This is a genomic window from Reyranella sp., assembly GCF_050185545.1.
In the GTDB taxonomy this organism is placed as follows: Bacteria; Pseudomonadota; Alphaproteobacteria; order Reyranellales; family Reyranellaceae; genus Reyranella.
Genome location: NZ_JBFWZI010000099.1, coordinates 1 through 26,981, shown reverse-complemented (window position 1 = coordinate 26,981; position 26,981 = coordinate 1). Strand labels below are relative to the sequence as shown.

Sequence of the window (26,981 nt, the reverse complement as noted above, 5' to 3'; positions counted from 1 at the left end):
ACGCAACCGGGCGCCCCCACGAGAGTTAATCTTCCATCCCCTTCGCAGGAGGTCGGAAGGTGCTCCACCGCGACTCCAACGCCAATTCCAAGGCCAGTGAACAGGTCATCGCCGCCATCAAGGATCACATCGTCCGCGTCGCCGGCGGCTATACGCTCCATTGGGTGATGGTCCACGACATCGCGCAGCAGCTGGCGCTCGACGGCGCCGTCGTGAATGTCGCCGTCCGGACCGCCATCGGGCGCGGCTGGCTGGTCGGCGACAGCGATCCGCCCGACAGCGTCCGCCTGAGCGCCAGCCTGGTCGGCCAGCACGAACGCACCATCGGCACGACGGGAACGCCGGCGCGAACCCCGCTGGCTCTGAGTGCGTGAGGAGTGCATGAGCAGGAAGCTGGCAGTCCCGCCCGCAAACCGCAGCCCCAAGGGTCCGGGCTCCGATCGGAAGGTCGTGCTCGACGAGAAGAAGCGCGAACCGCGCGACCCCGACCCGCGCGAGCAGGGCGAGCCGGGCAACATCGCGCAGAACACCACCAACCAGGGCGGCCGCCGGGTTCCGCACCATTGAAGCATCCATATATGGATTCCGGCGTCACTCCTGCCGCATGAACAGCAGGTAGCCGTCGATCTCGCCGACCTGCCGATACTGTCGCCATGCCTCGGCGAAGCGTGGATGACGCGAGAAATAGGAGATCATCTCGAAGGGTTGGCCGCCGCACCAGGCGATATGCGCGTCACGGGCGACCAGCACGAGCTCCGGTTGCCGCTCGTCGATGTCCTGAGCCACCGCCTCGAACACGAAGCGCTCCGCCTCGTTCATCTGCTGCATGGCGCGATACCGGCTGCCGTCCTCCGGGCAGCGGGCATAAACGGCCTGCAGCAGCCAGGTGCTCATGAAGCGGAGGACGGGGCGGTTGCGAGCGTAGTTCATCGCCGGATAGGCCGGGTAGATATCCGGAGACAGCGCCATGACGCGGGCCGCCGGCGCCCGTTCTTGCAGCCACGCCGCCAGGCGGCCGACAGGAGCGCTGCGGTACGTGAGCTCGCGCCAGGGCGATTCACCGCCCCGTATCACCAGGAGCGCCAGCACCAGGCAGGTGCCTGCAGCCAGCATTGGCGCAAGAGCAGGCGCAGCACGGGGCGCCAGCCGGTCCGCCGCGCGCGCGGCCGCGATACCGCAGAACAGGCCGCCGAACATCCAGACCGGGACGACCTGGTAGCTCCAGCCCTTGAGCTGGACCAGCGCCGCGATCAGGCTTCCAAGGGTCGCCGCCGCCAGCAGCCGTGGCAGCCAGCCTACGATCTCGACCCTGCCCGAGATCGCGAGCAGGAGCAGCGCGATGGTCGCTATCGTCGCACTCGAGAGATGCACTCCCAGCAGCGCCTCGCCGAGTGAAGCGCCGGCGAAGCCGAGATATTCGTCCCTGACGAGCGGGATGATGGTATCGAAATAGGCCGGAAAGCAGAGACCGATCAGCGCCAGATAGACCAGCCACAGCAGCGCCATGCCCCATGGCACCGGATCGCGCAAGGCACGCGCCAGGCGACCCTGCCGCAGGGCGGCCCACGCCACGACGGCTTCGGCCAGCGCCGGAACCGCCAGGAAATGCGGCTTGAGGGCGAAGCCCGCGGCGGCGGCGACCACGACGAGCGCGCTCAGGGCCCGGTTGGTGCGCAACCCCTCGATCCGCCGCTCGGCCAGGAAGAGATAGGGCATGGCGGCCGCGGCCATGAGCTGCTCGCGTTGCCCGAAATCATAGCCGGCCAGCAGCAGTGCGAGCGGCAGCAGCGCCAGCAGCATGACGCCTTCCGCAGGTCCCGCGCGACGCAGGCTCAGCCCCAGGCAGAGCAGAACGACGCCAGCCGAGAACAGCAGCAGCAGGAGCAGCAATGCCTGCACCGCAGATAGCGGCGTCCAGGCCGCCAGCCATGCCGCCGGGAGATTGAGCAGGAAGATGAGCGGCGGGTTGACGTCGATGAGATGGACGTAGAGCGGCTCGCCGGCGACCATGCGCTCGGCGAAGCTCAGGACTGCCGCGACGTCCTGGTTGAGAGGCGGCGAGACAACCACCGCCAGGAAGAAGATCGCCGGCAGCAGCGCGGCGCCGATCGCGAGGCTGCTTTGCAGGCGGGCCGGCGATCGCCGCACAGGGGAAGGCGCAGTCAAGCCGCGACCGTCACCGCCGCGCGCCGACGATCACGTCGGTATCGAGCGGCACTGGCTTTTCCCAATTTCGGGTTGGAACTCCGTGGGAGAGCGCACGGGCTCGCCCCCGGTTTCGGGGATGGAGCTCCCTGATGAGAGCGGCACTGGCTCGCCTCCGGTTCCGGGAATGGAGCCCCGTGAAGAGGCTCTGGCTGCCGTCCGAGGCCGTCGCTGCATCGCGCGAAGAGCAGGGCAACGACGCATTCAGCGGCCCTTGAAAACTGGGCGTCGCTTCTCGGCGAAGGCGCGCCTCGCCTCCCTGGCATCTTCCGATCCCTGCAGGATGCCTCCGGCGTTGGATGTCAGGACCATGGTGGTCTCCAGCGAATTGTCGAGGGCCGAGCGCATGATGCGCTTGCCGACCCATTGCACCAGCGGCGGCACGCCGATGATGCGCTGGCACAGGGCGCGGGTGGCTTCCTCGAGCTTCTCCGACGGCACCAGGTGATTGAGCAGGCCCCAGGCATGGGCGCGCTCGGCGTCGAGCTCGCCGGTGTAGGCGAACTCCAGCGCGCGCCCCAGGCCGATCATCCTGGGCAGGTAGTACGAGCCGCCGTTCTCGATGATCTGGCCGGCATGATGATAGGCGATGAAGCGGGTCTTCTCGCAGCCCATGCGGATGTCGCAGTGCAGCGCCATGTCCATGCCCGCGCCGACCGCCGGCCCGTTGATCATGGCAATGGTGGGCTTGCGGATCAGCGAGATGTCGCGGTGGAGCTTGGTCAGGCCGTGAAAGAAGTGCTGGCGCGCCGCATCCGGTCCCTCGTGCTCGCCGCGGTTGCCGGGAAAGTTCGGGCCCGTCACCTCTTCCGGCGCCCGCGACCTGAGGTCGGCGCCGGCGCAGAAGGCGCGGCCCACACCTGTCAGGACGATGACGCGGATTGCAGGATCGTCGTCGCCCGCCCGCATGTACTCGCCGACCTTGGCCACCGTGCCGTTTTCCTCGGCGGTGCCAATGAGCGCGTTCAGGCGGTCCGGGCGATTGAACCTGATCCACAGGATACCGCCGTCCTCCGGCTCGTAGGTGAGATAGTCGACCAGCCTGGGTGCCATGGTGTTTTTTCCTCCTTGTTTGCTGGGAGCGCGCCACTCCGATGGCGCTCATGGGATGTGTCATCATAAACAAGAGCGCAATCCGAGTGGCGCGCTCCCAGCGCATGAGCTTCGCAAGAGCACGAGCGGTCGGGACCCTTCGACAAGCTCAGGTCAGGCGCCGGCGGTCCAGAAGACCATGACTACAGATCGAGCGTCATCTGCGGTGGCGTTGGCGCCTCCTCGCGGCGATCGAAATTGTGCAGCGACACGCCGAGCAGGCGCACGCGCTTGGCGAGCGGAAAGATGGTGCGCACCAGCTCCAGGCTGGTCTGCTCCAGCACGGCGCGGCTCGCCACCGGCTCGGGCAAGGTCCGGCTGCGGGTCACGATCTGGAAGTCGGCATACTTGATCTTCACGGTGACGGTGCGGCCGGCCATGCCGGTGCGCTCGCAATACGACCACACGTCGCCTAGCACCGCGGCGATCCCCTGCTCGATCTCCTCGGGCCGCCACAAATCCTCCATGAAGGTGGTCTCCGAGCCGACCGACTTGCGCGGCCGGTTGGGCACGACCTTGCGGTCGTCGCGGCCGCGCGCAATGGCGTGATAGTAGGTGCCGGCCTTGCCGAAAGTCTGCTCGAGGAATTCCAGCGACTGCGCCTTGAGGTCGGCACCGGTCATGATGCCGAACCGGTTCATCTTTTCCGCCGTCTTCGGCCCGACGCCGTGGAACTTCCCGACCGGCAGGCCCTCGACGAAGGCCGGCCCTTTCTCCGGCGGGATCACGGTCTGGCCGTTGGGCTTGCGGTAATCCGAGGCGAGCTTGGCCAGGAACTTGTTGTAGGAGATTCCGGCCGAGGCGGTGAGTCCGGTCTGCTCGAGGATGCGGGCGCGGATCTCGCGGGCGATGTCGCTGGCCAGCGGCATGCCCTTGAGGTTGGTCGTGACGTCGAGATAGGCCTCGTCGAGCGACAGCGGCTCGACCAGCGGCGTGTAGTCGAGGAAGATCTCGCGGATCTGGCGCGACACCTCCTTGTAGACGTCGAAGCGCGGCTTGACGAACACCAGCTCGGCACAGAGCCGATGCGCCGTCGCCGACGGCATGGCCGAACGCACCCCGAACGTGCGCGCCTCGTAGCTCGCCGCCATGACGACGCCGCGCTGCCGGCCACCCACCGCCACCGGCTTGCCGCGCAGCGCGGGATCGTCGCGCTGCTCGACCGATGCGTAGAACGCATCCATGTCGATATGGATGATCTTGCGGACCTCCGGGGCGGCCATGCCAGCAGCCTACGCCGCGGCGGCCCGGCCGTCACAGGCCGGCAAGCGCGCATTGGCAAATTTCGCGATGAAAGCTTCCTCGTGCCGTGAGCACCCTGAACATCTCGCTCCCGGAGTCGCTCAAGTCTTACGTCGACGAGAAGGTCGCCAGGCGCGGCTACGGTACGCGCACCGAGTATATCCGCGATCTGATTCGCGCCGATGAGGATCGCCAATCGCTGCGCAAGCAATTGCTCGATGGCGCAGCCTCACCAGTGTCGACTATTGCCGACGAGGCCTACTTTCGCGGTCTCAGGAAGCGCGTAAGCCAAATCAAGACAAGGTGAGACCGAAGCCCGCTCCTGACTCATTGCGGACACAGTCACCAGGGACAGGGAGCGACGTGAACTGGAGGTTGCCGGGCCTTCCACCGGATCGCCTCTCTTGCGCTGTGGCCGTCAGGCCGTGCCGCGCGGCGGCCAGACCGGCGGGTGATGGCCGACCGGGACCGAGGGACGTGCCCAGTGTGGCGGCGTTTCCGACATCTTGGCGACCGGCCGCAGATGACGCAGCGGACCGTTCGGCGTCTGGCTGGTCATCGACCAGCGTGCGAGCTCTGCCGCATCGAACTCGTCTGGAACGCCCGCCAGCGACCCGGGCGGCACCTCGCCGAGATCGACCAGCCACTTGCCGACCTGGGCGAGCGAGATGCGGACCAGCCAGCTGCCGCCCTCGCGCGCGCGGCGCTGCAGCGCCACCATGGCGCCGAACGCCATCAGGTAGCCGGTGCAGTAGTCGATGGCGGAGACCGGATAGAATTGCGGCCCGGCCGTCTTGCCCGGCACCAGCTCGGCCTGGCGCGTGGTGATGCCGCTCACGGTCTGCACGACCGTGTCGAAGCCGCGTCGTTCCGCCCACGGCCCGACATGGCCAAAGGCACTCAGGGAGACATAGACCAGCCCCGGTCGCAATGCGGCCAGCGCCTCGGGCGAGAGACCTCTCCCGGCCAGGCTGCCCGGACGATAGCCCTGCGAAAACACGTCGGCCTTGGCGATCAGCCCGCGCAGAGTGTCCAGGCTGGCGGGCTGGCGGAGATCGAGCTGGGCGGACAGCTTGCCGTGGCCGGTGTCCCACTCCTGGTAGCCGAGGTTGGGCAGGTGCGCCGCCGTGATCTTCATCACCTCCGCGCCGTGCTCGGCCAGGGTCCGCGCGCCGGTGGGGCCGGCGAGAACGCGCGTGATGTCGACGACGCGAATGCCGGACAGCGGCCGGTCGCCGTCGGGCAGCGGCTCGATCGGGCTCTCGCCGATGCGCACGATCTCCAGCAACGGCAAGGATGCGAGGGCGATCGCCTGCGGATGGCCGGACCATTCGGCGCGCGAGCGCACCATGCCGCCGGCGCCCTTGGCGGCGATGATCGCTTCCTCGAGCTCCTCGGCGTTCCAGCGGGCCACGGCGCGCGCCACGGCCTCGCGGTCCTCGGCCACGCCCAGGACGCCGAGCGCCGCCGCGCGATGGTTGGGGAAATTGCAATGCAGGTAGCTCCAGCGCCCATCCTTGGCCGGATAGCAGCCCATGATGGCGTTGCGCCGATGCGGCAGTTCGCCGTCGCCGAGCTTCATGTAGGTCCCGCTGCGCAGCGACGCCGTGGCCTGGCGCAGGTCGACGCTCACCGTCTGGCGCCGCCCCGTGCGCATGTCCCACAGCGCCGCCGCCGCCAGGGCGGCGGCGGCAACGGTTGCCGCGCCGGCTGCGCCGATGCGGAACGGCGTCGGCAGGATTGGATCGGTGCCGCCGGTGAAAGTCGCGTCGGCGGCACGGTCGAGCGACCAGCCGGCGACGGGCAGGATCATGCGCAAGGCGGCGGCAGCGGTGTCGATGATGTCCCCCTACTCTCCCTGCAGCTCGCAGGTCCTGCAGAAGCTGCGGCCCAATCCAACGCACTGTACTCGAGTTTCTTCCGCGGCGCTTCAAGTGCAAGCGGTTGTCAGTGTCTGGAGGACACTCTCAGGTACGCGTCAAGTCGGCGTCGACGAGGGCAGCGGCCTGCGGCTGGGATGCGCGCCGAGACGACCAAGCGACGAAGCCGACGCGAGGATCATGCGCGGTGCCCGGGTCGATATCTCCGCATCGCCTCCTGCAGGAGATCGAGCGGCAGGGCATGGATGGTGCGACCGTCCCGGCCCGACATGGTCTCGGCCATGCACAGGGCGTTCAGGATCGCCTCTTCAGTCGCCTCGGCCGCGGCCCGGAAGAGGCTCGTCATCGCATCCGGGGCGAGCATCCTCACGGTGCTGATCCTCTCGTTCTGGCCGACATGATTGCCGGTCGAGAACGCGATGAAGATATCGCCGCTACCATTCGCACCGATGCCGCCAACCCAGGCGAGCCCCGTGGTGGCCCGGCGGGCGAGCCGCTGGCATTGCAGCGCAATGAGCGGCGCATCGGTGGCCAGAACGACGATGATGGAACCTTCCGTCGCCTGGGGTGGGACGGCGCTCTTGCCCGAGCGATGGGCCGGCACCACGTCTGGTCCGATTTCGCGCCCGACCGGCACGCCATCCACGCGCAACAGATCGCGTGCCCCATAGTTCGCCTGCACCAGCGCACCGACCGTATAGCGCTCGCCATTCTCGACGACGATGCGCGATGCCGTACCGGTTCCGCCCTTGAACTCGTGACAGATCATGCCGGTGCCGCCGCCGACATTGCCCTCGGCAAGGACGCAGCCGCCCACGGCGCTGTCGAAGGCGGCGAACGCGTGCTCCTGGGTCAGCGCGAATCCCTGGATGTCGCTCAGCCAGCCATCGTAGGTCTCGGCGACGACCGGCAGATGAAAGGCCTGCGAAGCACCATCGCGAACCGCAAGGGCCGTGATGGCGTCACGGACGATGCCGACCTGGTAGGTGTTGGTGATGCCGATCGGCGCGCCGAGCAGGCCCTGCTCGGCGAGCCACGGAAGGCCGGTCATCTCGCCGTTGCCGTTGAACGAGAACGTCCCCGCGAAGACATAGTCGGTCCAGATTTCCGGTCCGCGCGGCCAGATGGCGGTGATCCCCGTCCGGGCGATCCGGGGCCTGTCCTGGATGACGGTCGCGTAGCCCACCTTGACGCCCGCCACATCGGTGATGGCGTTGAAGGGTCCGGGCGGCAGGGTCCCGACCTCGAGGCCGAGGTCGCGCAGGCGGGCACGGGGCATTGCTTCGCTCTTGGTTGATGTGACGGATGAGAACGTCTGACTGGTGACACTCAATAGCACCTGGGCAGTACTGCAGTCGCGACGCCGGGTTGGCCGTGGCCTTGGACTTTGTCGACGCCCTGCAGGCGGCCTTCATCGATCCCGTCGAGAACCTGCCCCGCGACTGACCTCGGCGCGACAGAAGTTGGCGACGGTGGGACGCTCACGGTAACGGTAAGCGCCTCACTGAGAGGGCAGTAGCGGAGGGCGCCGACCTTCTTGCCAGCGACACTACAGTGGAGGGAAAGCGAGGAGCGTCAGCCGCGTGCGGCGGCCAGGAGCTCGTAGATGGGACCGTCGGGAAAGGCGCCACCGACCGGCCGGCGCACGATACACCCTCCTCTCTCATCTGCAGCTGAAAGCGCAGCAGATCCTCCTTCGTCGCCTGATCCGGCGAGCGGCGCAGAAAGACCGTGAATCGTCTGACTGCCGCAATATATCCTCGCTGTGGGCAGGCGGTGAAGCCGCCGACCGTCATGTCCTCGATCATGCGCCGGCGCAACGGGCTGATGGTATCGTCCGTCATGGGTCTGCTGCTGTTGTGCGATCGAGCTTCGCAACTCGATCAACACAGGACAGACCCGGCCTGTTACCTTACAGCCCCCAAACCCGCCGCCCCAAACTACCGCGCGAGCGGTTTAGTCCCATGATTGATGAGCGGGCGGGACGCCCGCGGTCCCGTGAAGATCGATCGCAACCCGAGGTTCAACGCCATGACCAAACCGCCTGCAATCAGCCGCTTTCCCGTCCCGGCTCTCGCCGAGATGCCCGACGACATCCGCGACCGTATCCTGGCCGTCCAAGAGAAGTCGGGCTTCATTCCGAATGTCTTTCTCGTCCTCGCCCATCGGCCGGAAGAGTTCCGCGCCTTCTTCGCCTATCATGACGCGCTGATGGACAGGCCCGGCAATCTGACCAAGGCCGAGCGCGAGATGATCGTGGTCGCGACCAGCAGCCTCAACCAGTGCCAGTACTGCGTCGTCGCGCATGGCGCGATCCTCCGGATCCGGGCCAAGGACCCGCTCATCGCCGACCAGGTCGCGGTCAACTACCGCAAGGCCGACATCACCGATCGCCAGAAGGCGATGCTGGACTTTGCCGTTCGGGTTTCGACCGAGGCCCAGCGGGTGTCCGAAGCCGACTTCGCCACGCTGAGGTCGCACGGCTTCACCGAGGAGGACATCTGGGACATCGCTGCGATCGTGGCCTTCTTCAGCCTGTCGAACCGGCTCGCCAACGTGACGAACATGCGTCCGAACGCCGAGTTCTACGCCATGGGCCGCGGCTGAAAAGGCCGTCTGCGGCGGAAGTCGGGTCGGGGCCGGTCACGAGGCATCTCGGAGCAGGATCGTTCCGGCTCCAAAGGAGTCCTGCAATCGACGAACCACCAGCCTTCTCGAAGGTTCAACGATACCATTCCGTTGGAGCGATGCCGGCCGTCGCTCGCCGGTGCGGCCGGCACCTCATCGGGGAAGCGGATAGGTCTGCGGCGACCTCCGGTAGGCCTCCTCGCACCGCAGGGAGCAAAACCATGGCCCATCCGAGTCCGCCCGTCGGTAGGCTGCATAGGGAGCATGCATCTTGCACACGGGATCGATCCAGGCTGGGTCGGGCGATGGAGCGAGCTCGATCTCGTAGAGGGACACTTCGCCCCTCACAGAGCGCAGCGCCATCTTGCCGAGGTCTCGCGTGCGAATGCCCTTGGCGGCAGCGGCCATGGCGACGGGCTCGGTGGCAAGCAGCTGACCGGGCGATGCAAGGGAGGTGAGGCGGGCCGCTATGTTGACGGTCGAGCCAAAGAGGTCGGTTGCCCTGCGGATGACCGGGCCGTGGTTCAGTCCGGCGCGCGTCAGGGGCAGGCGCGGTTCCCTTCGGCAGGCCTGCAACAGCGCCCCAAGTGCCTGAACGGCAGTTTGCGGTTCGCGAAACGCGAGCATCGCCTCATCGCCGATCCACTTGATCGGCGGCTCATACTCGCTCAGGGCCTCGCGGACCATATCCTCGAAGAGCTCCAGCACCGCAATCGCAGCGGCGTCTCCGTGAACGTCCGCAATGGCACTGAACCCCGCAAGGTCCACGAACGCAACGCTAGCCGCTCGGTGACCGAATCCCGTTGTCGGGCTCATGTCCGCTTCCATCGCACCTCCTCACCGGCAAGGAGACCATTCTGCTCCACCTTTGTCAGCACCTGCTGGTCGAGGGTTCCCAATGCATCGCCGCTCCGGGTCAGACGATCGGCCATCCCTGTCAGAGCTCCGCACGTCCGCCGTCGACCACGATCTCCGCGCCAAGCATGTAGCTCGAGCAGTCGCTCGCGAGAAAGAGCGCCGCCGAGGTGATGTCATCGGGCTGGCCCGTGCGGCCAACCGGAAGCTGCGCGGCGACGGCCTCCACATCAACTCCACCTCGGCCGTGATCGAGGCCGCCCTGGCGGCGCGTGGCCTCGCCCTGGTTCGCAAGGCGCTGGTCGACCAGCACCTCGAGAGCGGCAGCCTCCGCCACCTCATGCCGGGCGGCACTGGCCCGTTCGATGGGCATACTATGCCCTGGCAACGGATCGGGCGTTGCGCCGGCATGCGGTCCAGGCGTTCCATGACTGGCTTCTGGATCACGCAAGGATCAGCCGGGCGAAGGCGCGGCCTAGGTGACCCTGGCGAGCTCGGGCGGCCGCGGCAGCTCCCTGATCACCATTGGTGCCGCCTACTCCTCGAAGCGACTCGTGGCGTCGCGATTGCGCTCGTATCGTCTCGCGAGCGGAAACGGCGGCAACCAGGATTCGCGACGCACGGTCCAGAGCTCGTAAGTTGGCGTCAGCTGATCAGGGGCATCCAGGGATCCCAGGTTCACGCCGATTTCGTCTCCGCTGCGCCCGAAAACAGGTGCCCCGCAGCGGGGACAGAACGATCGTCCGGCGTAGTCGCGGGTTTCGCCCTCGATCGTCACCGCGTCCTGCGGGAATATCGCAGAAGCGTGAAAAAGCGCCCCATGATGCTTGCGGCAATCGAGACAGTGACACAGGCCGACCCGGTATGGGCGCCCCGATGCCACGAATCGGACGTTGCCGCACAGGCACCCGCCCGTGAAACGGTCCATGCTGCGTCTCCTCCAGGTCAAGCGGTCGGAAAATGTTCAACGCCCGACCGCGGGACAGCGACTCCGACGCGCTTGCGCGGTCGATGCGGGTAACGTTGCCAGCGAATGAACGACGACGCTACCATGGCTGCCGAGACTGGTTGTTGCTGGTCGTGAGGTGGGGACCATGCCGTTGCCGAAAGGCCACGAAGTTTTCCCGGCTGGCTACGATGAGCTCGAGGCCCATGTGGCAGGCCTGTGCGCCAGCGTCGTCTTCACCGGCGACCCGGATGCCGGCGACCTCAGCATTGCGGCATTCAACAGGCTTTTCCAGGAGGAGATCGGGAAGAACCCGAGGGTTCCGCCTGCCGCGATCGCCGCGGATATCCTGACCTTTGTCGAGAGGGACATGTCGATCGAGCGGGTGGGCTTTCTCGGCCCACCCCTTCGCGTCGCCTGGTTCGTGCTCGAGTACCATGCCTGGGTCCTGATCGCGCAGCGGTGCGGCCGCGTGCGCCTCGAGGATGACGCTGTCGGCGGGATCCGCGGCAAGGTGCTCGCTGCCCTGGCCGAGCTCGGGGTCGCATGCACGCCGCAAGAATGTGATGCCGAGATCGAACGCTTCGTGCCGCGGCAGTCGGCGAGCAAGGGCCAGCCTCCTTCCACGCGGGATATCACCTATGCTGCCGGCATCTTTGTCCAGTCGGTGCGCTACCTGCATCTCACCGCGTTGCGCCACCGCAGCTGCGTCACGCCGGGATTTGCGGAGGCCGCACTCTGGGTCGTGGCGGAGGAGCAAGACGGCCCGATCGCCGGGGAAATCACGCGTTACCTCGTCATGCATCGCGTCGATGCCTTCGTCGAGGTCGCGCGCTGCCGGGAGGCAGACCGCATCCTGGCCCTGTTGTCTGAGACCTCGGTCGCCGCGCCCGGATTCTGGGCAAAAGTCGCCGAGGGCCGGCGCCTCGGGTTGCGCCCGATCGCCTTGACGCTCTGTGCGCGGACACGGCTCGACGATCTCGAGGCCTCGGTGCCCGAGGCGTTTCGGAGCGACTTCGAATGGCTGAAGGCCACGGTCGTCGTCGAGTTCCAGCACGACAACATGAAGGGGTCGATCTCGATCCTCCGGGCGCTCGAACCGACAACGAAATGGTGGTGGCGGGACGACGCCATCCCCTGGGTGATCGGAACCGACCCGTTCTCGATGTTCGCGGCGGTGTCCTCCCGCGGGGCGTCACCGGCGGGGAGCGCGAAGCCCTACCCAGCCGTCGCCCAATACAACGACGTTGCGGAAGCCTTCCGTTTGGCCCGCATCGGTGCCGACGCCATCGTGGCGCAGCAAGACCGGGTTCCCGGCGGTGAATGGACTCGGGAGAAGACCTATCTCGAAACCTGCAACGGTCTGCTGGTGAGCCGCCGCACCTTCCCGGAGGGATACTTCCGTCTGCCGTGGTTCCTCGTCGCCTATCATGCAATGCTGCGCATACTTTTGAGCTCGCCCGCCTACGGCCAACGCACGGCGTGGAAGGGCATGGATTTCGAGTTCTTCCAGCAGGCGCTCTTCTCCCTCGGGATAGGCTCCCGATTGGCCGACGTGCCCACGACGTTCGGAGAGTTCCTGGACCTGCCCTGGCCGCACGGTGTCGGACACCATGAGGGCGCTCTCGAGCGGGCGCGGGGTTTCGTCGCGCTGGTCAGGGCACTGAGCGAGGTAGCCCTGGACTGTCAGCGCAAGGTGCGCCTGCAGTTTCCGCTGTTCTCCAGCTTCGTGAGCTATGCACGCGCCGATCGGGATCTCGCACGGGAGCTGGTGACCGCGATCGAGGGCTGGGATGTTGCCGACGTCTGGTGGGATCAGAACTCGATCGCCATGGGGGGTGCTCTCACCGAGACGCTGCGAGAGGCAATCGCGTCATCCGAGCGCTTTGTGCTCATCGCGTCGAAAGCATCGGCGGCGAACCGATATGTTCAGCTCGAGCTTGGCGCCGCGCTGAAGAATGAGAAACCGATAATCATCGTCTGCCCAGACAATGAGATCTGTCCGGAGTGGCGGTCGAAGGTCGGCGAGATGCACGCAGAGGGACGACTGGCAGGGCAGCTGCATTGCTCGGGGGACGGCGTCGAACCGTATGGTCCCGCCCTTGTGGCTGCGCTGACGCGCAATCGAGTGGAGCGCCACGCGTGGCTGGCAGGTCGTCCATCGTCTTTCTGGCCCGTCTAAACGCCCGAAGATCCCGGCCTCGAAGGATTTGATCCTGACTTGATCTCCACCAGATTCGACCTGGCAAGCTAGTCCGATCCCTAGCGAAAGACCTGCCACCACTGTTTCGGCGGCTTCGCCGGACCCGGCGGCGGCAGCGCCGGCTGCGGCGCCTGGTCGATGCCGCCGATAGGAGTCGGCGCCGGCAGGTCCGAATCGCGCCAGCCGCCGCCCAGCGCCTTCACCAGGTTGGCGCTGGCGACGAGCCGGTTGAGGCGGACGCTGAGCAGCGTCTGCTCCGCGGCGAGCGCCGCGGTCTGGGTCTGCACCACTGTCGTGTAAGGCACGGTGCCGATGCGGTACTGGTTGAGCGACAGCCGCTCGGCCTCGCGTGCGGCGGCGACGGCGGCGCGCTGGACCTGCTCCTGCTGCACCAGGATGCGCTGCTGGACCAGCGCGTCCTCGACCTGCTGAAAGGCAACCAGGATGGTCTGGCGATAGGCCGCGACCTGGCCGTCGTAGGCGGCGCGCGCCCCCTCGACCTGGGCCTTGAGCGCGCCGCCGTCGAGCAGCGTGCCGGCGAGCTGCGGGCCGACCGACCACACCGCGCTGCCGATCTGCAGCAGGTTGGCGAGGCCGGCATTGAGGAAGCTGACGGCGGCGTTGAGCGAGATCGTCGGATAGAAGGCCGCCTGGGCGACGCCGATCTGGGCATTGGCCGACGCCATGCGGCGCTCGGCGCCGGCGATGTCCGGCCGCCGCTCGAGCAGCGCCGACGGCACGTCGGCGTCGACCGTCGGCACCTTGTCGGGCAGCGGCGCCGGCGGCAAGGTGAGCTCGGCCGGCGCGCGGCCCATCAGCACGGCGATGGCGTGCTCAAACTGGGCGCGCGTGATGCCCTCGGCGACCAGCTGCGAGCGCGTCTGCTCGAGCTGGGTCTGCGCCTGCACGAGGTCGACGCGGCTCACGATGCCCGCATCGACCTGGTTCTGCACGATCTGCACGGCGCGGGCATAGGCCGCCACCGTCGCCTGGTAGAGCTTGATGCGCTCGTCGGAGATGCGCAGCGAGTAGTAGTTGATCACCAGGTCGGCCTGGGACGACAGGCGGGCCGAGGCGAGGTCGGAATAGCTCGCCTGGGCGGCCGCCGAATCGCTCTCGATCTGGCGGCGGATGCGGCCCCACAGGTCGATCTCCCAGCTGAGCGAGGCGCCGGTCGAGAACTGGCCGACGCTCGAGGTGAACTGGCCGGTGCTGGTGTTGACCAGCACGGTCGTTCCGCCGCCCGTGCGCTGGTTGCCGCTGCCGGTCTGCTGGGCGCTCCCGGTGCCGGTGATCGTGGGATAGAGGCCAGAGATGTCCTGCCGCACCAGCGCGCGGGCCTGGCGATAGGCCGCCTCCGACTGCTTCAGGGTCTGGTTGGAGATGTCGATCTGTGCCGTCAGGCGATCGAGCTCGCGGTCGCCGTACATCGTCCACCAGGCGCCGCGGTCGATGTCGTCGCGCGGCAGGGCGGGGCGGAAGGGGATGTTGGTGCCCGGTGCCACCTCGGCGACGCCTTCCTTGAAGTGCGCCGTCGGCGGGCTGGCGGGCGGCGGCCGCTGGTAGTCCGGGCCGACCATGCAGCCCGACAGCAGCCCGAGACAGAGAACCGGCGCGAGCCTCCTCATGCCGGCGCCCCGGCGCTGCCCAGGGCGCGAGCCACGCGGCTCGGCCGGTCGCGATCACGCCGGCGGAAGCGGTCGAGATAGAGGTAGATCACCGGAGTCGTGTAGAGCGTCAGAACTTGGCTGACCGCTAGCCCGCCGATGATCGAGATGCCGAGCGGCTGGCGCAGCTCGGCGCCGTCGCCGAAGCCCAGCGCCAGCGGCAGGGCGCCCAGGATGGCCGCCATGGTGGTCATCAGGATCGGCCGGAAGCGCAGCACCGCCGCCTGGTGAATCGCCTCGCGCGGATCGAGCCCCTGGTTGCGCTCGCGCTCGAGCGCCACGTCGATCATCATGATGGCGTTCTTCTTGACGATGCCGATCAGCAGCAGGACGCCGATCATGGCGATCAGGCTGAACTCGACGTTCGCGTATTTCAGCGCCAGCAGCGCGCCGACGCCGGCCGACGGCAGGGTCGACAGGATCGTGATCGGATGGATGTAGCTCTCGTACAGCACGCCGAGCACGATATACACCGCGGCCAGCGCCGCCAGCACCAGCAGCAGCTGGCTGCCGAGGCTCTGCTGGAAGGCGCGCGCGGTGCCCTGGAACGAGCCGTGGACGGTCGACGGCAGCCCGATCTCGCGCATCGTGTCGTTCACGTAGGTGACGGCATCGCTCAGCGTCTTGCCGGGCACCAGGTTGAACGAGATCGTGCTGGCGACGAACAGTCCCTGGTGGTTGACGGCGAGCGGCGCCGTGCCGAACTCCCAGCGCGTCAGTTGCGACAAGGGGATCATGGTCTCGGGTGTCGTGCTGACGGCGGCGCCGGTCGATGCCGAGCCGCGGCCGCTCACGGCGATCTGGTTGGTGCGCCGGTCACGCACCGCCTGGGCGGGATCGACGGCGCCGGCCTTCAACGGCGTGGTCGAGACGATCGCGCCGGTCGCCTGGGCGCCGCTGATCGCGCCGCCCGAGGTGCTGACATAGATGTCCTTCAGCGCCTCGGGATTCTGCCAGTACTCGGGCGCGACCTCCATGACGACGCGGTACTGGTTCAGGGCGTTGTAGATGGTCGAGACCTGGCGTTGGCCGAAGGCGTCGTAGAGCGTCGCCGAGATGCTGCGCGTCGACACGCCGAGCCGCGCCGCCGCGTCCCGGTCGATCGCCAGGTTGACCTGCAGGCCGCGCTGCTGCTGGTCGGAATCGACATCGACGATCACCGACTGGTCGGCGCGCAGCGCCTCCACCAGCTTCGGCCCCCAGGCATAGAGGTCGGCCAGCGAATCGGCCTGCAGGGTGAACTGGTACTGGGCATTGCTCTGGCGGCCGCCGATCCGGATGTCCTGCACCGCCGCCAGGAACAGGTTGGCTCCCGGCACCTGGGCGAGCTTGGGGCGCAGGCGGGCGATCACCTGGTCGGCCGAGACCTTGCGCTCGCCGAGCGGCTTCAGGGTGGCGAACATGAAGCCGGAATTGGTCGACCAGCCGCCGGTAAAGCCGGCGACGCTGGCGACGTCGGGATCGGCGCGCACGATCGCCATGAACTGGCGGAACTTCCGCCGCATCGCCTGGAACGAGATGCTCTGGTCGGCGCGGATGCCGGCGACCAGGCGGCCGGTATCCTGCTGCGGGAAAAAGCCCTTGGGGATGGTGACGTAGAGATCGATGTTCAGAATCACCGTCGCCAGGAACACCATCATGGTGATCAGCGGATGGCGCAGCACCAGGCCGAGGCTGCGGCCGTAGAGCCATTGCAGGAAGGCGAAGCCGCGCTCGCTCAGGCGGAAGAAGAAGCCCGGCCGCCTCGCCTGACCCTGGTGGCCCGGATGCCCCGCCCCCCGATGCGGCCGCAGAACATAGGCGCACATCATGGGCGTCGTGGTGAGCGACACCACCATCGAGATCAGGATGGCGATGGTGAGGGTGACGGCGAACTCCTTGAACAGCCGACCGACGATACCGGGCATGAACAGGATGGGGATGAACACCGCGACCAGCGACAGGCTCATCGAGACCACGGTGAAGCCGACCTCGCGCGCGCCGAGCAGCGCCGCCTCGACGCGCGCCATGCCGTTCTCGATGTGGCGCGAGACGTTTTCCAGCACGATGATGGCGTCGTCGACCACGAAGCCGGCGGCGATCGCCATCGCCATCAGCGACAGGTTGTTGAGGCTGTAACCCAGCAGGTACATGCCGCCGAGCGTGCCCATCAGCGACACCGGCACGGCCACCGCGGCGACGAAGCCGGCGCGGGCCGAGCGCAAAAAGGCGAAGGTCACCAGCACGACCAGGATGATGCTGGCGATCAGCGCCGTCTCGACCTCCTTCAGCGAGGCGCGGATGGTGACGGTGCGGTCGCTGACGACGTGCAGGTCGACGTCGCTGGGCAGCCCGGCCTGCAGCTCGGGCAGCAGGGCGCGCACCTGGTCGACGGTCTCGATGACGTTGGCGTTGGGCTGCAGGTAGACCAGCACCAGCACCGAGCGCTTGCCGTTGGCCTGGCCCTCGTTGCGGATGTTCTCGGTGGCGTCGATGACCTCGGCGACCTCGCTCAGCCGCACCGGCGCGCCGTTGCGCCAGGCGATGATCAGCGGCCGGTACTCCTCGGCCGTGCGCGCCTGGTCGTTCGAGTAGATCTGGTAGCGCCGGTCGCCGACCTCGAGCGCGCCCTTGGGCGCGTTGGCGTTGGCCGCCGCCAGCGCCGCACGCACGCTCTCCAGCCCGATGCGATACTTCGACAGGCTGGTTGGGTTGATCTCGGCCCGCACCGCCGGCAGCGAGGCGCCGCCCAGCACGACCTGGCCGACGCCGTTCACCTGGCTCAGGCGCTGCTGCAGGATGTTGGAGGCTGCATCGAACAGCCGGCCCTGCCCGATCGTGTCCGAGGTCAGCGCCAGCACCACCACTGGCGCCGCGGCCGGGTTGACCTTGCGGTATTGCGGGTTGCTCGGCAGGTCGCCCGGCATCTCCATGCGCGCGGCGTTGATCGCCGCCTGCACGTCGCGCGCCGCGCCGTCGATGCTGCGCGACAGGTCGAACTGCAGGGTGATGCGCGAGATGCCGACGGTGCTCATCGAAGTGATCTCGGTGATCCCGGCGATGGCGCCCAGCGCCCGCTCGAGCGGCGTCGTCAGGCTGGTGGCCACCGTCTCCGGCGAGGCGCCGGGCAGGCTGGCCGTCACCTGGATGGTCGGAAAGTCGATCTTGGGCAGCGGCGATACCGGCAGCTTGAAGAACGCCACCAGGCCTGCCAGCGCCAGCCCGATCGTCAGCAGGGTCGTGGCGACCGGTCGCGCGATGAAGGGGGCCGAGAGGTTCACGGTGCCGGCGTCAGGGCGTTGGTTTCATTGCAGGCCGATCGGTGGCCCGCAGGCGCTGACTTTTCCCACCGACCTTGGCTCGTTGCCGGGAGAGCGCCACTCCGATGGCGCTCATGGGATCTGTCATCAACAAGAAGAGCGCCATCTGGGCGGAGTTTACTCCGCCACCAGTGGCGCGCTCCCAGCGAATGACGCCCTTTTCCAGCGAAGTCAGCGCCCATGGTCGGCAGCCCCCGCGATGTCCGTGCGCCCCTCCCCCGGCAGCGGATGGCGCGGCGTGTCGAGCGGCAGGCCGCGCAGGCGGCGGCCCAGCCGGTCGAAGGCGAGATAGATCACCGGCGTGGTGAACAGGGTCAGGACCTGGCTGACGATCAGGCCGCCGACGATGGTGAGGCCGAGCGGATGGCGCAGCTCCGAGCCGGTGCCGCTGCCCAGCATCAGCGGCAGGGCGCCGACCAGGGCGGCCACGGTGGTCATCAGGATCGGCCGGAAGCGCAGCAGGCAGGCCTGGTGGATTGCCTGTTGCGGAGTCTTGCCGTCGTTGCGCTCGGCGTCGAGGGCGAAGTCGATCATCATGATCGCATTCTTCTTGACGATGCCGATCAGCAGCACGATGCCGATGATGGCCACCACGCTGAGATCATCGCCCGACAGCATCAGCGCCAGCAGCGCGCCGATGCCGGCCGATGGCAGGGTCGACAGGATGGTGATCGGATGGATGTAGCTCTCGTAGAGCACGCCCAGCACGATGTAGACCGTGACGATGGCGGCCAGGATCAGCAGCAGCTGGCTGTCGAGCGACTTCTGGAAGGCGAGCGCCGCCCCCTGGAAATGGGTCGTGAGCGATGCCGGCATGCCGATCTCGCGCTCGGCCGCGACGATGGCATCGACCGCCTGGCCGAGAGACGCGCCGGGCGCCAGGTTGAACGAGATGGCGGTGGCCGGGAACTGGCCGCGCCGGTCGAGCCTGAGCGGCGCCGCCCGCTCCTCGATCGTGGCGATCGCCGACAGCGGCACCTGCTTGCCGCCCGCGCCGGGCAGGTAGAGGTCGGACAGCGAGGCCACCGAACGGCCGAATGCCGGGTCGACCTCGTAGATCACGCGATACTGGTTCGACTGGGTGTAGACGGTCGACACGATGCGCTGGCCGAAGGCGTCGTAGAGCACGTTGTCGACCGAGGCGGCGGTGATGCCGAAACGGGCGGCGGCGTCGCGGTCGATCCTGATGAACAGCGACAGGCCCTTGGCCTGCAGGTCGCTGCTGACATCGACGATCTCGGGCACGTCGTGCAGGCGATCGAGCAGGCGCGGCACCCAGGTATCGAAATCGTCCGGCTTCACGCTCTGCAGCACGAACTGGTACTGGGTGCGGCTCACCGTCGAATCGACCGTGAGATCCTGGGCCGGCTGCATGTACAGCGAGATGCCGTGGATGCCGGCGGTCTCGCGCTGCAGGCGGCGCATGATCTGGCTCGCCGTGCTGGTCCGCCCCTCGCGCGGCTTGAGGTTGATCAGCATGCGGCCGGAATTGAGCGTCGGGTTGGTGCCGTCGACGCCGATGAACGAGGTCAGGCTCTCGACTTCCGGATCGTTCAGGATGGTCTCGGCCAGCGCGCGCTGGCGCTCGGCCATGGCGGCGAACGAGATGCTCTGCGGCGCCTCGGTGACCGCCTGGATCAGGCCGGTGTCCTGGACCGGAAAGAAGCCCTTGGGAATCATCACGTACATCACGACCGTCAGCACGACAGTGGCGATCGCGATCAGCAGGGTGAAGGGCTGATGGCGGAACACCACGACCAGGCAGCGGTCGTAGACGTCGATCAGCCGCGCAAACCAGCCGGCGCCCAGCGCCTCCGCCTCGGCGTGCCGCCTGACCGCCGCGCCATGCCCGCCCGCAACCCCACGCGAGCGCTGGCGCAGCAGCAGGGCGCACATCATCGGCACCAGGGTGAGCGACACCACCGCCGAGATCAGGATGGTGACGGAGAGCGTGACCGCGAACTCGCTGAACAGGCGGCCGACGACGTCGCTCATGAACAAGAGTGGAATCAGCACGGCGATCAGCGACACGGTGAGCGACACCACCGTGAAGGCGATCTGCTGCGAGCCCTCCAGCGCCGCCTTTTTGGGCGAATCGCCGCGCTCGATGTAGCGGGCGATGTTCTCGATCATGACGATGGCGTCGTCGACCACGAAGCCGGTGGCGATGGTGAGCGCCATGATCGACAGGTTGTTCAGGCTGTAGCCCGCGAGATACATGACGGCGAGCGTGCCGACCAGCGACAGCGGCACCGAAAGGCTCGGAATCAGGGTCGCGCGGGCGTCGCCCAGGAACAGGAAGATCACTGCGACCACCAGGACGACCGCGAAGGCGAGCTCGATCTGAACGTCGCGCACCGAGGCGCGGATGGTGATGGTGCGGTCGGTCAGGACCTGCAGGTCGACCGAGGCCGGCAGCGTCTCGCGCAGCCGCGGCAGCTGGGCCTTGATGCTGTCGACGACGGCGATGACGTTGGCGCCGGGCTGGCGGCGGACGTTGATGATCACCGCCTGCGTCGAGTTCATCCACGCCGCCAGGCGGTCGTTCTCCTGGCCCTCGAGCACGGTCGCCACGTCGGAGATGCGAACCGGCGCGCCGTTGCGATAGGCCACGACGATGTCGCGGAAGAGCTGCGGATCGGTGACCTGGTCGTTGGCGTTGATCGTGTAGGCGCGCGTCGGCCCGTCGAAATTGCCCTTGGGCGTGTTGACGTTGGCGTTGGTGATGGTGGTGCGCAGATCGTCGATGTTGAGGCCGTAGGCGGCGAGCGCCGTCGGGTTGGCGCGGATGCGCACGCCGGGCTTCTGGCCGCCTTCGAGACTGACCAGGCCGACGCCGGGCAGCTGGGCGATCTTCTGCGCCACCCGCGTGTCGACCAGGTCGTAGACCTTGGTGAGCGGCTCCGACCTGGAGGTGACGCCGAGCGTCAGCACCGGCGCGTCGGCGGGGTTGATCTTGGCGTAGACCGGCGGCGAGGGGAGGTCGGACGGCAGCAGGTTGCCGGCGGCGTTGATGGCGGCCTGGACCTGCTGCTCGGCGACGTCGAGCGGAAGGGCGAGGTCGAACTGCAGGACGATTGACGAAGCGCCGGCCGAGCTGGTCGACGTCATCTGGTTGAGGCCCGGCATCTGGCCGAACTGGCGCTCGAGCGGCGCCGTGATCGACGACGTCATGACCTCGGGGCTGGCGCCCGGGTACAGGGTCTGGACGCGGATGGTCGGGTAGTCGACCTGCGGCAGCGCCGACAGCGGCAGGAACCGGTAGGCGATCATGCCGACCAGCATGATCGCCACCATCAGCAAGGACGTTCCGACCGGCCGTTCGATGAAGATCCGCGACGGGTTCATGTCGCGGCCTCCATCGCTGGAGAACGCCGAAGCTGGTCACTGCAAGGGGCACGCTCCGTTCGGCTGCTCCAGGCGAACGGAGAGTGTTCTGGCGCATCATGCTCATGCGGACCGCGGGCGTCTCGCCCGCTCATGAGCTTGATGAGAGCGCGTTCGGCAGGGGCGCGGCAGACCGCGCCCGCGCCGGGCCGGGCCATGACCGGGCGAGACGCCCGCGGTCCGGAAGAGTACTGATTACGAGGGGCACATCCCGTTCGGCTGCTCCAGCCGAATGGAGTGTGCACTGGAGCGATCATCACTGGCTCGGGCGGGCGGGCTGCTCGGCGCGAGCGCCGCCCGAGCTGGCGCCGCCCGGGCTGCCGTCGCCGTTGGCGGTGCGGCGCGTGGGCCGCTCGCCTCCGGGCTGCTGGGACGAGGGCGACGGACCGGCCGGCGCGGCCCGGCCATCGGACGGTGCAGCGGCGACCGGCGGCCCGGAGGTCGCGCGCGGCCGGCGAATCTTGGCACCGTCGCGCAGGCGGTCGGTGCCGTCGATCACCACCTGGTCGCCGAGCTGCAGGCCGCTGGTGATCTGCACCTTCTCGCCGTCGGTCGCGCCGAGCTGGACGACGCGGATCTCGACCGTGTCGTCGGCCTTGGCGCGAAAGACGAAGATGCCCGCCGGGCCGCGCTGGATGGCGGCAACCGGCACCACGACTGCATCCTTCACCGTGTCGACCAGCATGCGCACGTTGACGAACTGGTTGGGAAACAGGGTGTCGTCCTTATTGTCGAAAACGGCGCGCAGCTTGACCATGCCGGTCGTGATGTCGATCAGGTTGTCGTGGCTGTCGAGCGCGCCGACGGCCAGCTCGTTCTTCTGCGCCCGGTCGAGCACGCGCACCTCGAGCCTGGCGCCCGCCTTCACGCGCTGGCGCACCTGGGGCAGCGAATCTTCTGGTATGGTGAAGATGACCGAGATCGGCTGGACCTGGATGATGATGCAGATGCTGGTGGCATCCCCCATGGTCACATAGTTGCCCTGGTCGACGTTGCGCAGGCCAATGCGGCCGGTCAGCGGCGCCACGATCCTGGTATAGGTGACATTGAGCTTGGCGGCGTCGACCAGCGCCTGGTCGATCACCAGGGCCGCCTCGTACTGCCGCACCAGGGCAACCTGGGTATCGTACTGCTGGCGGGCAATCGAATCCTGGGCAACCAGCTTCTTGTAGCGCTCGAGGTCGGTCTGGGCGTTCTTGAGCAGCGCCTCGTCCTTCTGCATCTGCCCGATCGCCTGCTGCAGCGCAACATCGTACGGCCTGGGGTCGACCACCGCGAGAAGGTCGCCCGCCTTGACCATCTGGCCTTCCTTGAACTCGACCTTGACGAGCTGGCCGGTGATCTGGGTCTTCACATTGACGGTATGGAGCGGCGCGACGGTGCCGAGCCCGCGGATGACGATCGGGATGTCGCCCTTGGCCGCCGTGGCGAGGCCGACAGGCGCCGCCAGGTTCGCGCCGAAGCGGCCGCCCTGGCGTGTCGGCGCAGGGGCGCTTTGATACTTGGCAATATACCAGCCGGCGCCGGCCACGATGGCTAGCCCGACGGCGATCCCCAGAAGGGTTCGCAGCCTCTTCATCGCTCGACCTGCCCCGAAATCCCCGGTTCAGGTACCAGTACGGACCAATTCGCCAAAATCTCCCCCTCCGGCCGAGGACGGGCAAGGCTGATGCCGGTGCGTCGCGAGGTCAATCCATCGGACCTGTCGATGGCCGCAAGGGACCGAGGCGGTGCGGTCATCAACACATTGTACCGTGCCGCGGTCCGAGTTGGGGCCGATTTCATGAATCGAACATGGGTTGTGAAGGGCGCAACAATGTGGCGTGCGGCGGCCCTTTCTGCCGCAGCAATGGGGTGGCGGCACGCCGTCCCGCGGCGGCGCCTCCGGCGCGCTTGCGGCAACCGGATCTGCTCGGGCAGCTCCCGGGTCGATTTGTCGACAGCGGCCACGCAAAGCCGAGTCGGAGCCCCCCGCAATGCCCGGCAGTCACGGACGAACCTCACGAAAGACATCAACCGCCGAGGTGAGATAGCCTCACCCCGGAATGATTTGGGCCAATGTCGTGGGTCACGTCCGGACACCGCTGCGCGCGCCGATGTGGCGCGTGCCGGCGTTGGGGGGAGCGCTATGGGCCGCAATAAGCCCTGCGGCTGCTCAGCACTCGGTTCGCCTCGCCCCCGAGCGGGTCGAGGCAGCTCCCGCGGACGGGCTGCCCGACAGCGGCCTGCGCGGCGCGCTGAAGCGCTTCCTCCACGACGAAGCCAGGGCGACGGTGCGCTTCCGAAGCTATTTCTTCGACAGGATCGGGCCGCGCCCGCCCACCAGCGTGGCCCTTGCAGGCGGCGGATGGGTGGGACTGGAGAGCGGTTGGCTCTACGACACCCTTCAGATCGGTGCCGTGGGTTACACCACGCAACCGATCTGGGCGCCGAACAATCCCTACGAGACGTCGAATGGGACCAGGTTGCTGAAACCCCACGGTTACGGCTTCTTCACGCTGGGCCAGGCCTATGCGTCCGCCCGCTGGATGGGCCAGACCTTCACCGCCTACCGCCAATGGATCGACGAGCTGGAGGTCAACCCGCGCGACAATCGAATGATCCCGCAGACATTCGAGGCCTATGCCCTGCGCGGCCGGCTGGCGGCCGTCAATTACTTTGCGGGCTACGTCGCGGCGATCAAGACGCGCGACGCGTCGAGCTTCGTCAACATGGCCGAGCAGGCCGGCGCACCCAATGTCGACGCCGGCATGGGCCTGGTGAGCGTAAGATACGGCGATCCCGGCAACTTCGCCTTCCGTTCCTCGGCTTACTACGTGCCCGACATTCTGTGGTCGCATTACACCGACGCCGTCGGGACCATCCCCGTTACCGAGGATCTGTCGGTACGGCTGTCCGGCCAGTTCATGGTCCAAGGCAGCAACGGCCGCAACCTGTTGACGGGCAGCCCGTTCGGGACCTTCATCGGCGGTGGCAAGGTCGACGCGATGTGGGGGCCATTCACCATCACCGGCGCCTTCATGCAGGTCGGCAGCGCCGCGGCGTATCGCTCGCCGTACGGCATCTTCATCGGCTACAACAAGCAGCAGGTTCTCAATTTCGACCGCGCCGGCGAGCGGTCGTTTCAGCTCGGTGCACGATACGATCTCGCGGCCGTCGGCCTGCCCGGCACGTTCTTCATGGCAAATGTCGTCTATGGCCAGAACGCCATCGATGCGACGACCGGCCCCGCTCTTCCCGACACCTACGAGTACGATCTCGAGCTGAACTTCCGCGCCGACAGGCTCGAGGTCCCGGATTGGCTGAAGCCGCTCCAGCTGCGCGCCCGCGTTGCCTTCATCGATCAGTACATGGCCGACGCCGCCGCGATGTCGACCACGGAATACCGCGTCGTCTTGAACTACGAGGTGAGCTGGCAGGGCTCGCGACGGCGTTAGACTGGCGCTTCGGCCGCCTCCGTCGGCTCTTTCACTCTGGCAGGGATACGTTTCGCAGCGTGCACGTGGACGCCGCCGCAAGGGTTGCCGAGCTTGCACGCCGATCCGGCGTGTCGAGGATCGCTCACCTCTCGGGCATCGGGTCGGATCCGCGATCGACATCCTCCTACAATCACACCGAGCCAGGTCGAGTTGATGCAGATCGACACCATTGCATCGACGGGCGGGCCGGGATTCGCGGCACTCGGCATCTCGCCGCAGGCGCTCGAAGAGATACTTCCGCAGATTTCCTCGCAGGTGATCGGCGAAAGGTCGGGCCGGCGTGCCGCGGCCGGCAGCCCGTAGGGCCACGGAGACCTGGGCGACGGGCCGGGCGGCACGTTGACTTCCCGCCCATCGGGCCTGGCGGGGCCTCCAGCCTATCTCATTTCATCCAGAAGCTCGCCAGGTTCACGAGGCAAAGCCCGCCGACGACGCTCCCGACCAGCGTCAGCATCAGGCGTGTCGGCAGGATGCGCACCAGGTAGCCGGCGAGCGGGGCTGCCATCGCTCCCCCGATGATGAGCCCAAGCGCCAGGTAGCCATAGCTGGCGAAATCCAGCTGCGTCAGGAAGGCGACCGAGACACTCAAGGTCACGAAGAACTCGGCCAGATTCACCGAGCCTACCGTGCGGCGCGGATTGTCACCGGAGGCCATCAGCGTCGATGCCACCAGTGGCCCCCAACCACCGCCCCCGACAGCGTCCAGAAAGCCGCCGCCGGCTCCGATGATCGATGTCGATGGTCGCCAGCGATCCAGTTTCCACCCGATCACCCGGGCAAGGATCAGAATCGACATGGCGCCCAGATAGATCGTGACAATCGGCTTGATGATGCCTTCGGGAAGGCCGGTCAGAACGAACGCTCCGAAGACACCGCCCGCCACGCCGGTCGTGGCCAACGGGACCAGGAGCTTTCGATCGACGTTGCCGTTCCAGACGTGCGAGGCGCCCGAGATCGCGGTGGTCACGACTTCCGCGGCATGAATGGTCGCGCTCGCAATGGCAGGAGGAATATTGATCGCGATCAGGCTCGAGGTGGCGATGACGCCGAATGCCATTCCCAGCGCTCCGTCGATCATCTGCGCGACGAAGCCGATCACGATCAGCATGAGGTACTGCAGGTCCATCGATCGCAATCCGCAGACCGGGTCTCCCCTCATCATGCCATGAACGCGCGATGGTTTCCTCAGGTCCATGCGACTGCGCTGGGAGCGCGCCACTGGTGGCGGAGCAACCTCCGCCAAGATGGCGCTCTTCTTGATGGTACACATCCCATGAGCGCCATCGGAACTGCGCTCCCAGCCATGACCCCTCCGCCCGTCGACGGGGCACCTCCCCATAGGTGCCGCAGTAGAAAAAGACCTCATCCTGAGGAGCGCCCGTAGGGCGTGCCTCGAAGGATGGGCCACACAGGAGATGTTTGGGAAAGTCGTGTCGCAGCGCCCTTGACTGTTGCCGACCCTTCGAGACGCGGCCCTCCGGGCCGCTCCTCAGGGTGAGGTGCCTTTGTTGTAGTCTGACGCCTATGGGGCCTCCCCCTGTGGCGCTGTCTACGGCGCCACAGGGGGAGGTGAAAGGCGCGATGAGACCTATTCGGATACCGCTCTCGTGGGCGTGTCCTCCGGCACGTAAAGCGTATTGCCGCCGGCTTTGAACCTGGCGCTCATCTCGTCCATGCCCTTCCTGGCGTAGTCGCGGATGTCCTGGGTGATGCGCATGGAGCAGAATTTCGGCCCGCACATCGAGCAGAAATGCGCCGTCTTGTGCGCCTCCTTGGGCATCGTCTCGTCGTGGAACTTCTCGGCCGTCGCCGGATCGAGCGACAGGTTGAACTGGTCGCGCCAGCGGAACTCGAAGCGGGCGCGTGACAGCGCATCGTCGCGCAGCCGGGCCGCCGGATGGCCCTTGGCGAGGTCGGCGGCGTGGGCAGCGATCTTGTAGGTGATGACGCCCACCTTGACATCGTCGCGGTCGGGCAGGCCGAGATGCTCCTTGGGCGTCACGTAGCAGAGCATGGCCGTGCCGAACCAGCCGATCATGGCGGCGCCGATGCCCGAGGTGATGTGGTCGTAGCCCGGCGCGATGTCGGTGACGAGCGG

22 protein-coding genes are annotated in these 26,981 nt (G+C 67.4%); 7 read left to right on the top strand and 15 right to left on the bottom strand.

Going from position 1 to position 26,981, the window contains the following annotated elements; translation table 11 throughout:
- Window positions 1-59 precede the first annotated feature (59 nt).
- On the top strand, window positions 60-374 hold the full coding sequence (locus tag AB7O82_RS23150; RefSeq protein ID WP_428545117.1) for a hypothetical protein: 315 nt from the start codon (window positions 60-62) through the stop codon (window positions 372-374).
- A 7-nt stretch (window positions 375-381) separates the two neighbouring features.
- Window positions 382-567 carry a hypothetical protein gene (locus AB7O82_RS23145; RefSeq protein ID WP_428545114.1) on the top strand — a complete coding sequence of 62 codons (186 nt, stop codon included), beginning with the start codon at window positions 382-384 and terminating at the stop codon, window positions 565-567.
- A 24-nt stretch (window positions 568-591) separates the two neighbouring features.
- Here AB7O82_RS23145 and AB7O82_RS23140 read toward each other — a convergent pair whose 3' ends face one another.
- The 3 genes from AB7O82_RS23140 to dinB form a co-directional block, all read right to left on the bottom strand.
- Window positions 592-2,166 (bottom strand): hypothetical protein, encoded by a 1,575-nt coding sequence (locus tag AB7O82_RS23140; RefSeq protein ID WP_428545111.1) that lies wholly within the window; start codon window positions 2,164-2,166, stop codon window positions 592-594.
- Between the two features lie 243 nt (window positions 2,167-2,409).
- Window positions 2,410-3,258: an enoyl-CoA hydratase/isomerase family protein gene (locus tag AB7O82_RS23135; protein ID WP_428620267.1), complete on the bottom strand. Its 849-nt coding sequence runs from the start codon at window positions 3,256-3,258 to the stop codon at window positions 2,410-2,412.
- A 182-nt stretch (window positions 3,259-3,440) separates the two neighbouring features.
- Complete coding sequence (gene dinB, locus AB7O82_RS23130; RefSeq protein WP_428545105.1) at window positions 3,441-4,520, bottom strand: DNA polymerase IV; 1,080 nt, start codon at window positions 4,518-4,520, stop codon at window positions 3,441-3,443.
- 86 nt (window positions 4,521-4,606) lie between these two features.
- Between dinB and AB7O82_RS23125 the strand changes: the two genes are divergently transcribed.
- Window positions 4,607-4,846, top strand: coding sequence for a ribbon-helix-helix domain-containing protein (locus AB7O82_RS23125; RefSeq protein ID WP_428545102.1), 240 nt, complete (start codon window positions 4,607-4,609; stop codon window positions 4,844-4,846).
- Between the two features lie 111 nt (window positions 4,847-4,957).
- Here AB7O82_RS23125 and AB7O82_RS23120 read toward each other — a convergent pair whose 3' ends face one another.
- From AB7O82_RS23120 to AB7O82_RS23110, 3 genes are all read right to left on the bottom strand, one after another.
- Window positions 4,958-6,352, bottom strand: a complete 1,395-nt coding sequence (locus AB7O82_RS23120; protein ID WP_428545099.1) for a CoA transferase — start codon at window positions 6,350-6,352, stop codon at window positions 4,958-4,960.
- Window positions 6,353-6,597: 245 nt separating this feature from the next.
- Entirely contained in the window at window positions 6,598-7,698 is a 1,101-nt protein-coding gene (locus tag AB7O82_RS23115) for a P1 family peptidase (RefSeq protein WP_428545096.1), read from the bottom strand.
- Window positions 7,699-7,900: 202 nt separating this feature from the next.
- A complete protein-coding gene (locus AB7O82_RS23110) occupies window positions 7,901-8,227 on the bottom strand; it encodes a hypothetical protein (protein ID WP_428545156.1) in 327 nt (108 codons plus the stop codon).
- A 223-nt stretch (window positions 8,228-8,450) separates the two neighbouring features.
- Between AB7O82_RS23110 and AB7O82_RS23105 the strand changes: the two genes are divergently transcribed.
- On the top strand, window positions 8,451-9,026 hold the full coding sequence (locus AB7O82_RS23105; protein WP_428545093.1) for a peroxidase-related enzyme: 576 nt from the start codon (window positions 8,451-8,453) through the stop codon (window positions 9,024-9,026).
- Between the two features lie 174 nt (window positions 9,027-9,200).
- On the opposite strand, the gene AB7O82_RS23100 is transcribed toward AB7O82_RS23105, so the two are convergent.
- The 3 genes from AB7O82_RS23100 to AB7O82_RS23090 form a co-directional block, all read right to left on the bottom strand.
- Entirely contained in the window at window positions 9,201-9,875 is a 675-nt protein-coding gene (locus AB7O82_RS23100; protein WP_428545091.1) for an adenylate/guanylate cyclase domain-containing protein, read from the bottom strand.
- 109 nt (window positions 9,876-9,984) lie between these two features.
- On the bottom strand, window positions 9,985-10,275 hold the full coding sequence (locus AB7O82_RS23095; protein WP_428545088.1) for an SDR family oxidoreductase: 291 nt from the start codon (window positions 10,273-10,275) through the stop codon (window positions 9,985-9,987).
- Between the two features lie 162 nt (window positions 10,276-10,437).
- Window positions 10,438-10,830, bottom strand: a complete 393-nt coding sequence (locus AB7O82_RS23090; RefSeq protein WP_428545085.1) for a GFA family protein — start codon at window positions 10,828-10,830, stop codon at window positions 10,438-10,440.
- 166 nt (window positions 10,831-10,996) lie between these two features.
- Between AB7O82_RS23090 and AB7O82_RS23085 the strand changes: the two genes are divergently transcribed.
- On the top strand, window positions 10,997-13,030 hold the full coding sequence (locus AB7O82_RS23085) for a toll/interleukin-1 receptor domain-containing protein (RefSeq protein WP_428545082.1): 2,034 nt from the start codon (window positions 10,997-10,999) through the stop codon (window positions 13,028-13,030).
- Window positions 13,031-13,110: 80 nt separating this feature from the next.
- Here AB7O82_RS23085 and AB7O82_RS23080 read toward each other — a convergent pair whose 3' ends face one another.
- The 4 genes from AB7O82_RS23080 to AB7O82_RS23065 all read right to left on the bottom strand — a co-directional run bounded on the left by AB7O82_RS23080 (window position 13,111) and on the right by AB7O82_RS23065 (window position 22,983).
- Window positions 13,111-14,679: an efflux transporter outer membrane subunit gene (locus AB7O82_RS23080; RefSeq protein ID WP_428620265.1), complete on the bottom strand. Its 1,569-nt coding sequence runs from the start codon at window positions 14,677-14,679 to the stop codon at window positions 13,111-13,113.
- Complete coding sequence (locus AB7O82_RS23075; RefSeq protein ID WP_428553266.1) at window positions 14,676-17,978, bottom strand: efflux RND transporter permease subunit; 3,303 nt, start codon at window positions 17,976-17,978, stop codon at window positions 14,676-14,678. The genes AB7O82_RS23080 and AB7O82_RS23075 overlap by 4 nt, the downstream gene beginning before the upstream one ends.
- A 210-nt stretch (window positions 17,979-18,188) precedes the next feature.
- Window positions 18,189-21,365 (bottom strand): multidrug efflux RND transporter permease subunit, encoded by a 3,177-nt coding sequence (locus tag AB7O82_RS23070; RefSeq protein ID WP_428553269.1) that lies wholly within the window; start codon window positions 21,363-21,365, stop codon window positions 18,189-18,191.
- 295 nt (window positions 21,366-21,660) lie between these two features.
- Window positions 21,661-22,983 carry an MdtA/MuxA family multidrug efflux RND transporter periplasmic adaptor subunit gene (locus AB7O82_RS23065; protein WP_428620263.1) on the bottom strand — a complete coding sequence of 441 codons (1,323 nt, stop codon included), beginning with the start codon at window positions 22,981-22,983 and terminating at the stop codon, window positions 21,661-21,663.
- A gap of 466 nt (window positions 22,984-23,449) precedes the next feature.
- Between AB7O82_RS23065 and AB7O82_RS23060 the strand changes: the two genes are divergently transcribed.
- Both AB7O82_RS23060 and AB7O82_RS23055 read left to right on the top strand, forming a co-directional pair.
- A complete protein-coding gene (locus tag AB7O82_RS23060; protein WP_428555494.1) occupies window positions 23,450-24,841 on the top strand; it encodes an OprD family outer membrane porin in 1,392 nt (463 codons plus the stop codon).
- A 195-nt stretch (window positions 24,842-25,036) separates the two neighbouring features.
- Window positions 25,037-25,186, top strand: coding sequence for a hypothetical protein (locus tag AB7O82_RS23055; RefSeq protein WP_428555496.1), 150 nt, complete (start codon window positions 25,037-25,039; stop codon window positions 25,184-25,186).
- 79 nt (window positions 25,187-25,265) lie between these two features.
- Here AB7O82_RS23055 and AB7O82_RS23050 read toward each other — a convergent pair whose 3' ends face one another.
- Together AB7O82_RS23050 and AB7O82_RS23045 are read right to left on the bottom strand one after the other, a co-directional pair.
- Entirely contained in the window at window positions 25,266-26,009 is a 744-nt protein-coding gene (locus AB7O82_RS23050; RefSeq protein WP_428555499.1) for a sulfite exporter TauE/SafE family protein, read from the bottom strand.
- Window positions 26,010-26,471: 462 nt separating this feature from the next.
- Window positions 26,472-26,981 (bottom strand): phosphomethylpyrimidine synthase ThiC (locus tag AB7O82_RS23045; protein WP_428555501.1); only part of this gene is annotated, 510 nt, incomplete at its 5' end.

Coding starts and splice junctions, on each gene's coding strand:
- AB7O82_RS23145 (WP_428545114.1), top strand. CDS start 382: ATGAGCAGGAAGCTGGCAGTCCCGCCCGCAAACCGCAGCCCCAAGGGT.
- AB7O82_RS23135 (WP_428620267.1), bottom strand. CDS start 3,258: ATGGCACCCAGGCTGGTCGACTATCTCACCTACGAGCCGGAGGACGGC.
- dinB (WP_428545105.1), bottom strand. CDS start 4,520: ATGGCCGCCCCGGAGGTCCGCAAGATCATCCATATCGACATGGATGCG.
- AB7O82_RS23120 (WP_428545099.1), bottom strand. CDS start 6,352: ATGATCCTGCCCGTCGCCGGCTGGTCGCTCGACCGTGCCGCCGACGCG.
- AB7O82_RS23115 (WP_428545096.1), bottom strand. CDS start 7,698: ATGCCCCGTGCCCGCCTGCGCGACCTCGGCCTCGAGGTCGGGACCCTG.
- AB7O82_RS23110 (WP_428545156.1), bottom strand. CDS start 8,227: ATGATCGAGGACATGACGGTCGGCGGCTTCACCGCCTGCCCACAGCGA.
- AB7O82_RS23105 (WP_428545093.1), top strand. CDS start 8,451: ATGACCAAACCGCCTGCAATCAGCCGCTTTCCCGTCCCGGCTCTCGCC.
- AB7O82_RS23100 (WP_428545091.1), bottom strand. CDS start 9,875: ATGGAAGCGGACATGAGCCCGACAACGGGATTCGGTCACCGAGCGGCT.
- AB7O82_RS23095 (WP_428545088.1), bottom strand. CDS start 10,275: ATGCCCATCGAACGGGCCAGTGCCGCCCGGCATGAGGTGGCGGAGGCT.
- AB7O82_RS23090 (WP_428545085.1), bottom strand. CDS start 10,830: ATGGACCGTTTCACGGGCGGGTGCCTGTGCGGCAACGTCCGATTCGTG.
- AB7O82_RS23085 (WP_428545082.1), top strand. CDS start 10,997: ATGCCGTTGCCGAAAGGCCACGAAGTTTTCCCGGCTGGCTACGATGAG.
- AB7O82_RS23080 (WP_428620265.1), bottom strand. CDS start 14,679: ATGAGGAGGCTCGCGCCGGTTCTCTGTCTCGGGCTGCTGTCGGGCTGC.
- AB7O82_RS23070 (WP_428553269.1), bottom strand. CDS start 21,365: ATGAACCCGTCGCGGATCTTCATCGAACGGCCGGTCGGAACGTCCTTG.
- AB7O82_RS23065 (WP_428620263.1), bottom strand. CDS start 22,983: ATGAAGAGGCTGCGAACCCTTCTGGGGATCGCCGTCGGGCTAGCCATC.
- AB7O82_RS23060 (WP_428555494.1), top strand. CDS start 23,450: ATGATTTGGGCCAATGTCGTGGGTCACGTCCGGACACCGCTGCGCGCG.
- AB7O82_RS23055 (WP_428555496.1), top strand. CDS start 25,037: ATGCAGATCGACACCATTGCATCGACGGGCGGGCCGGGATTCGCGGCA.
- AB7O82_RS23050 (WP_428555499.1), bottom strand. CDS start 26,009: ATGGACCTGCAGTACCTCATGCTGATCGTGATCGGCTTCGTCGCGCAG.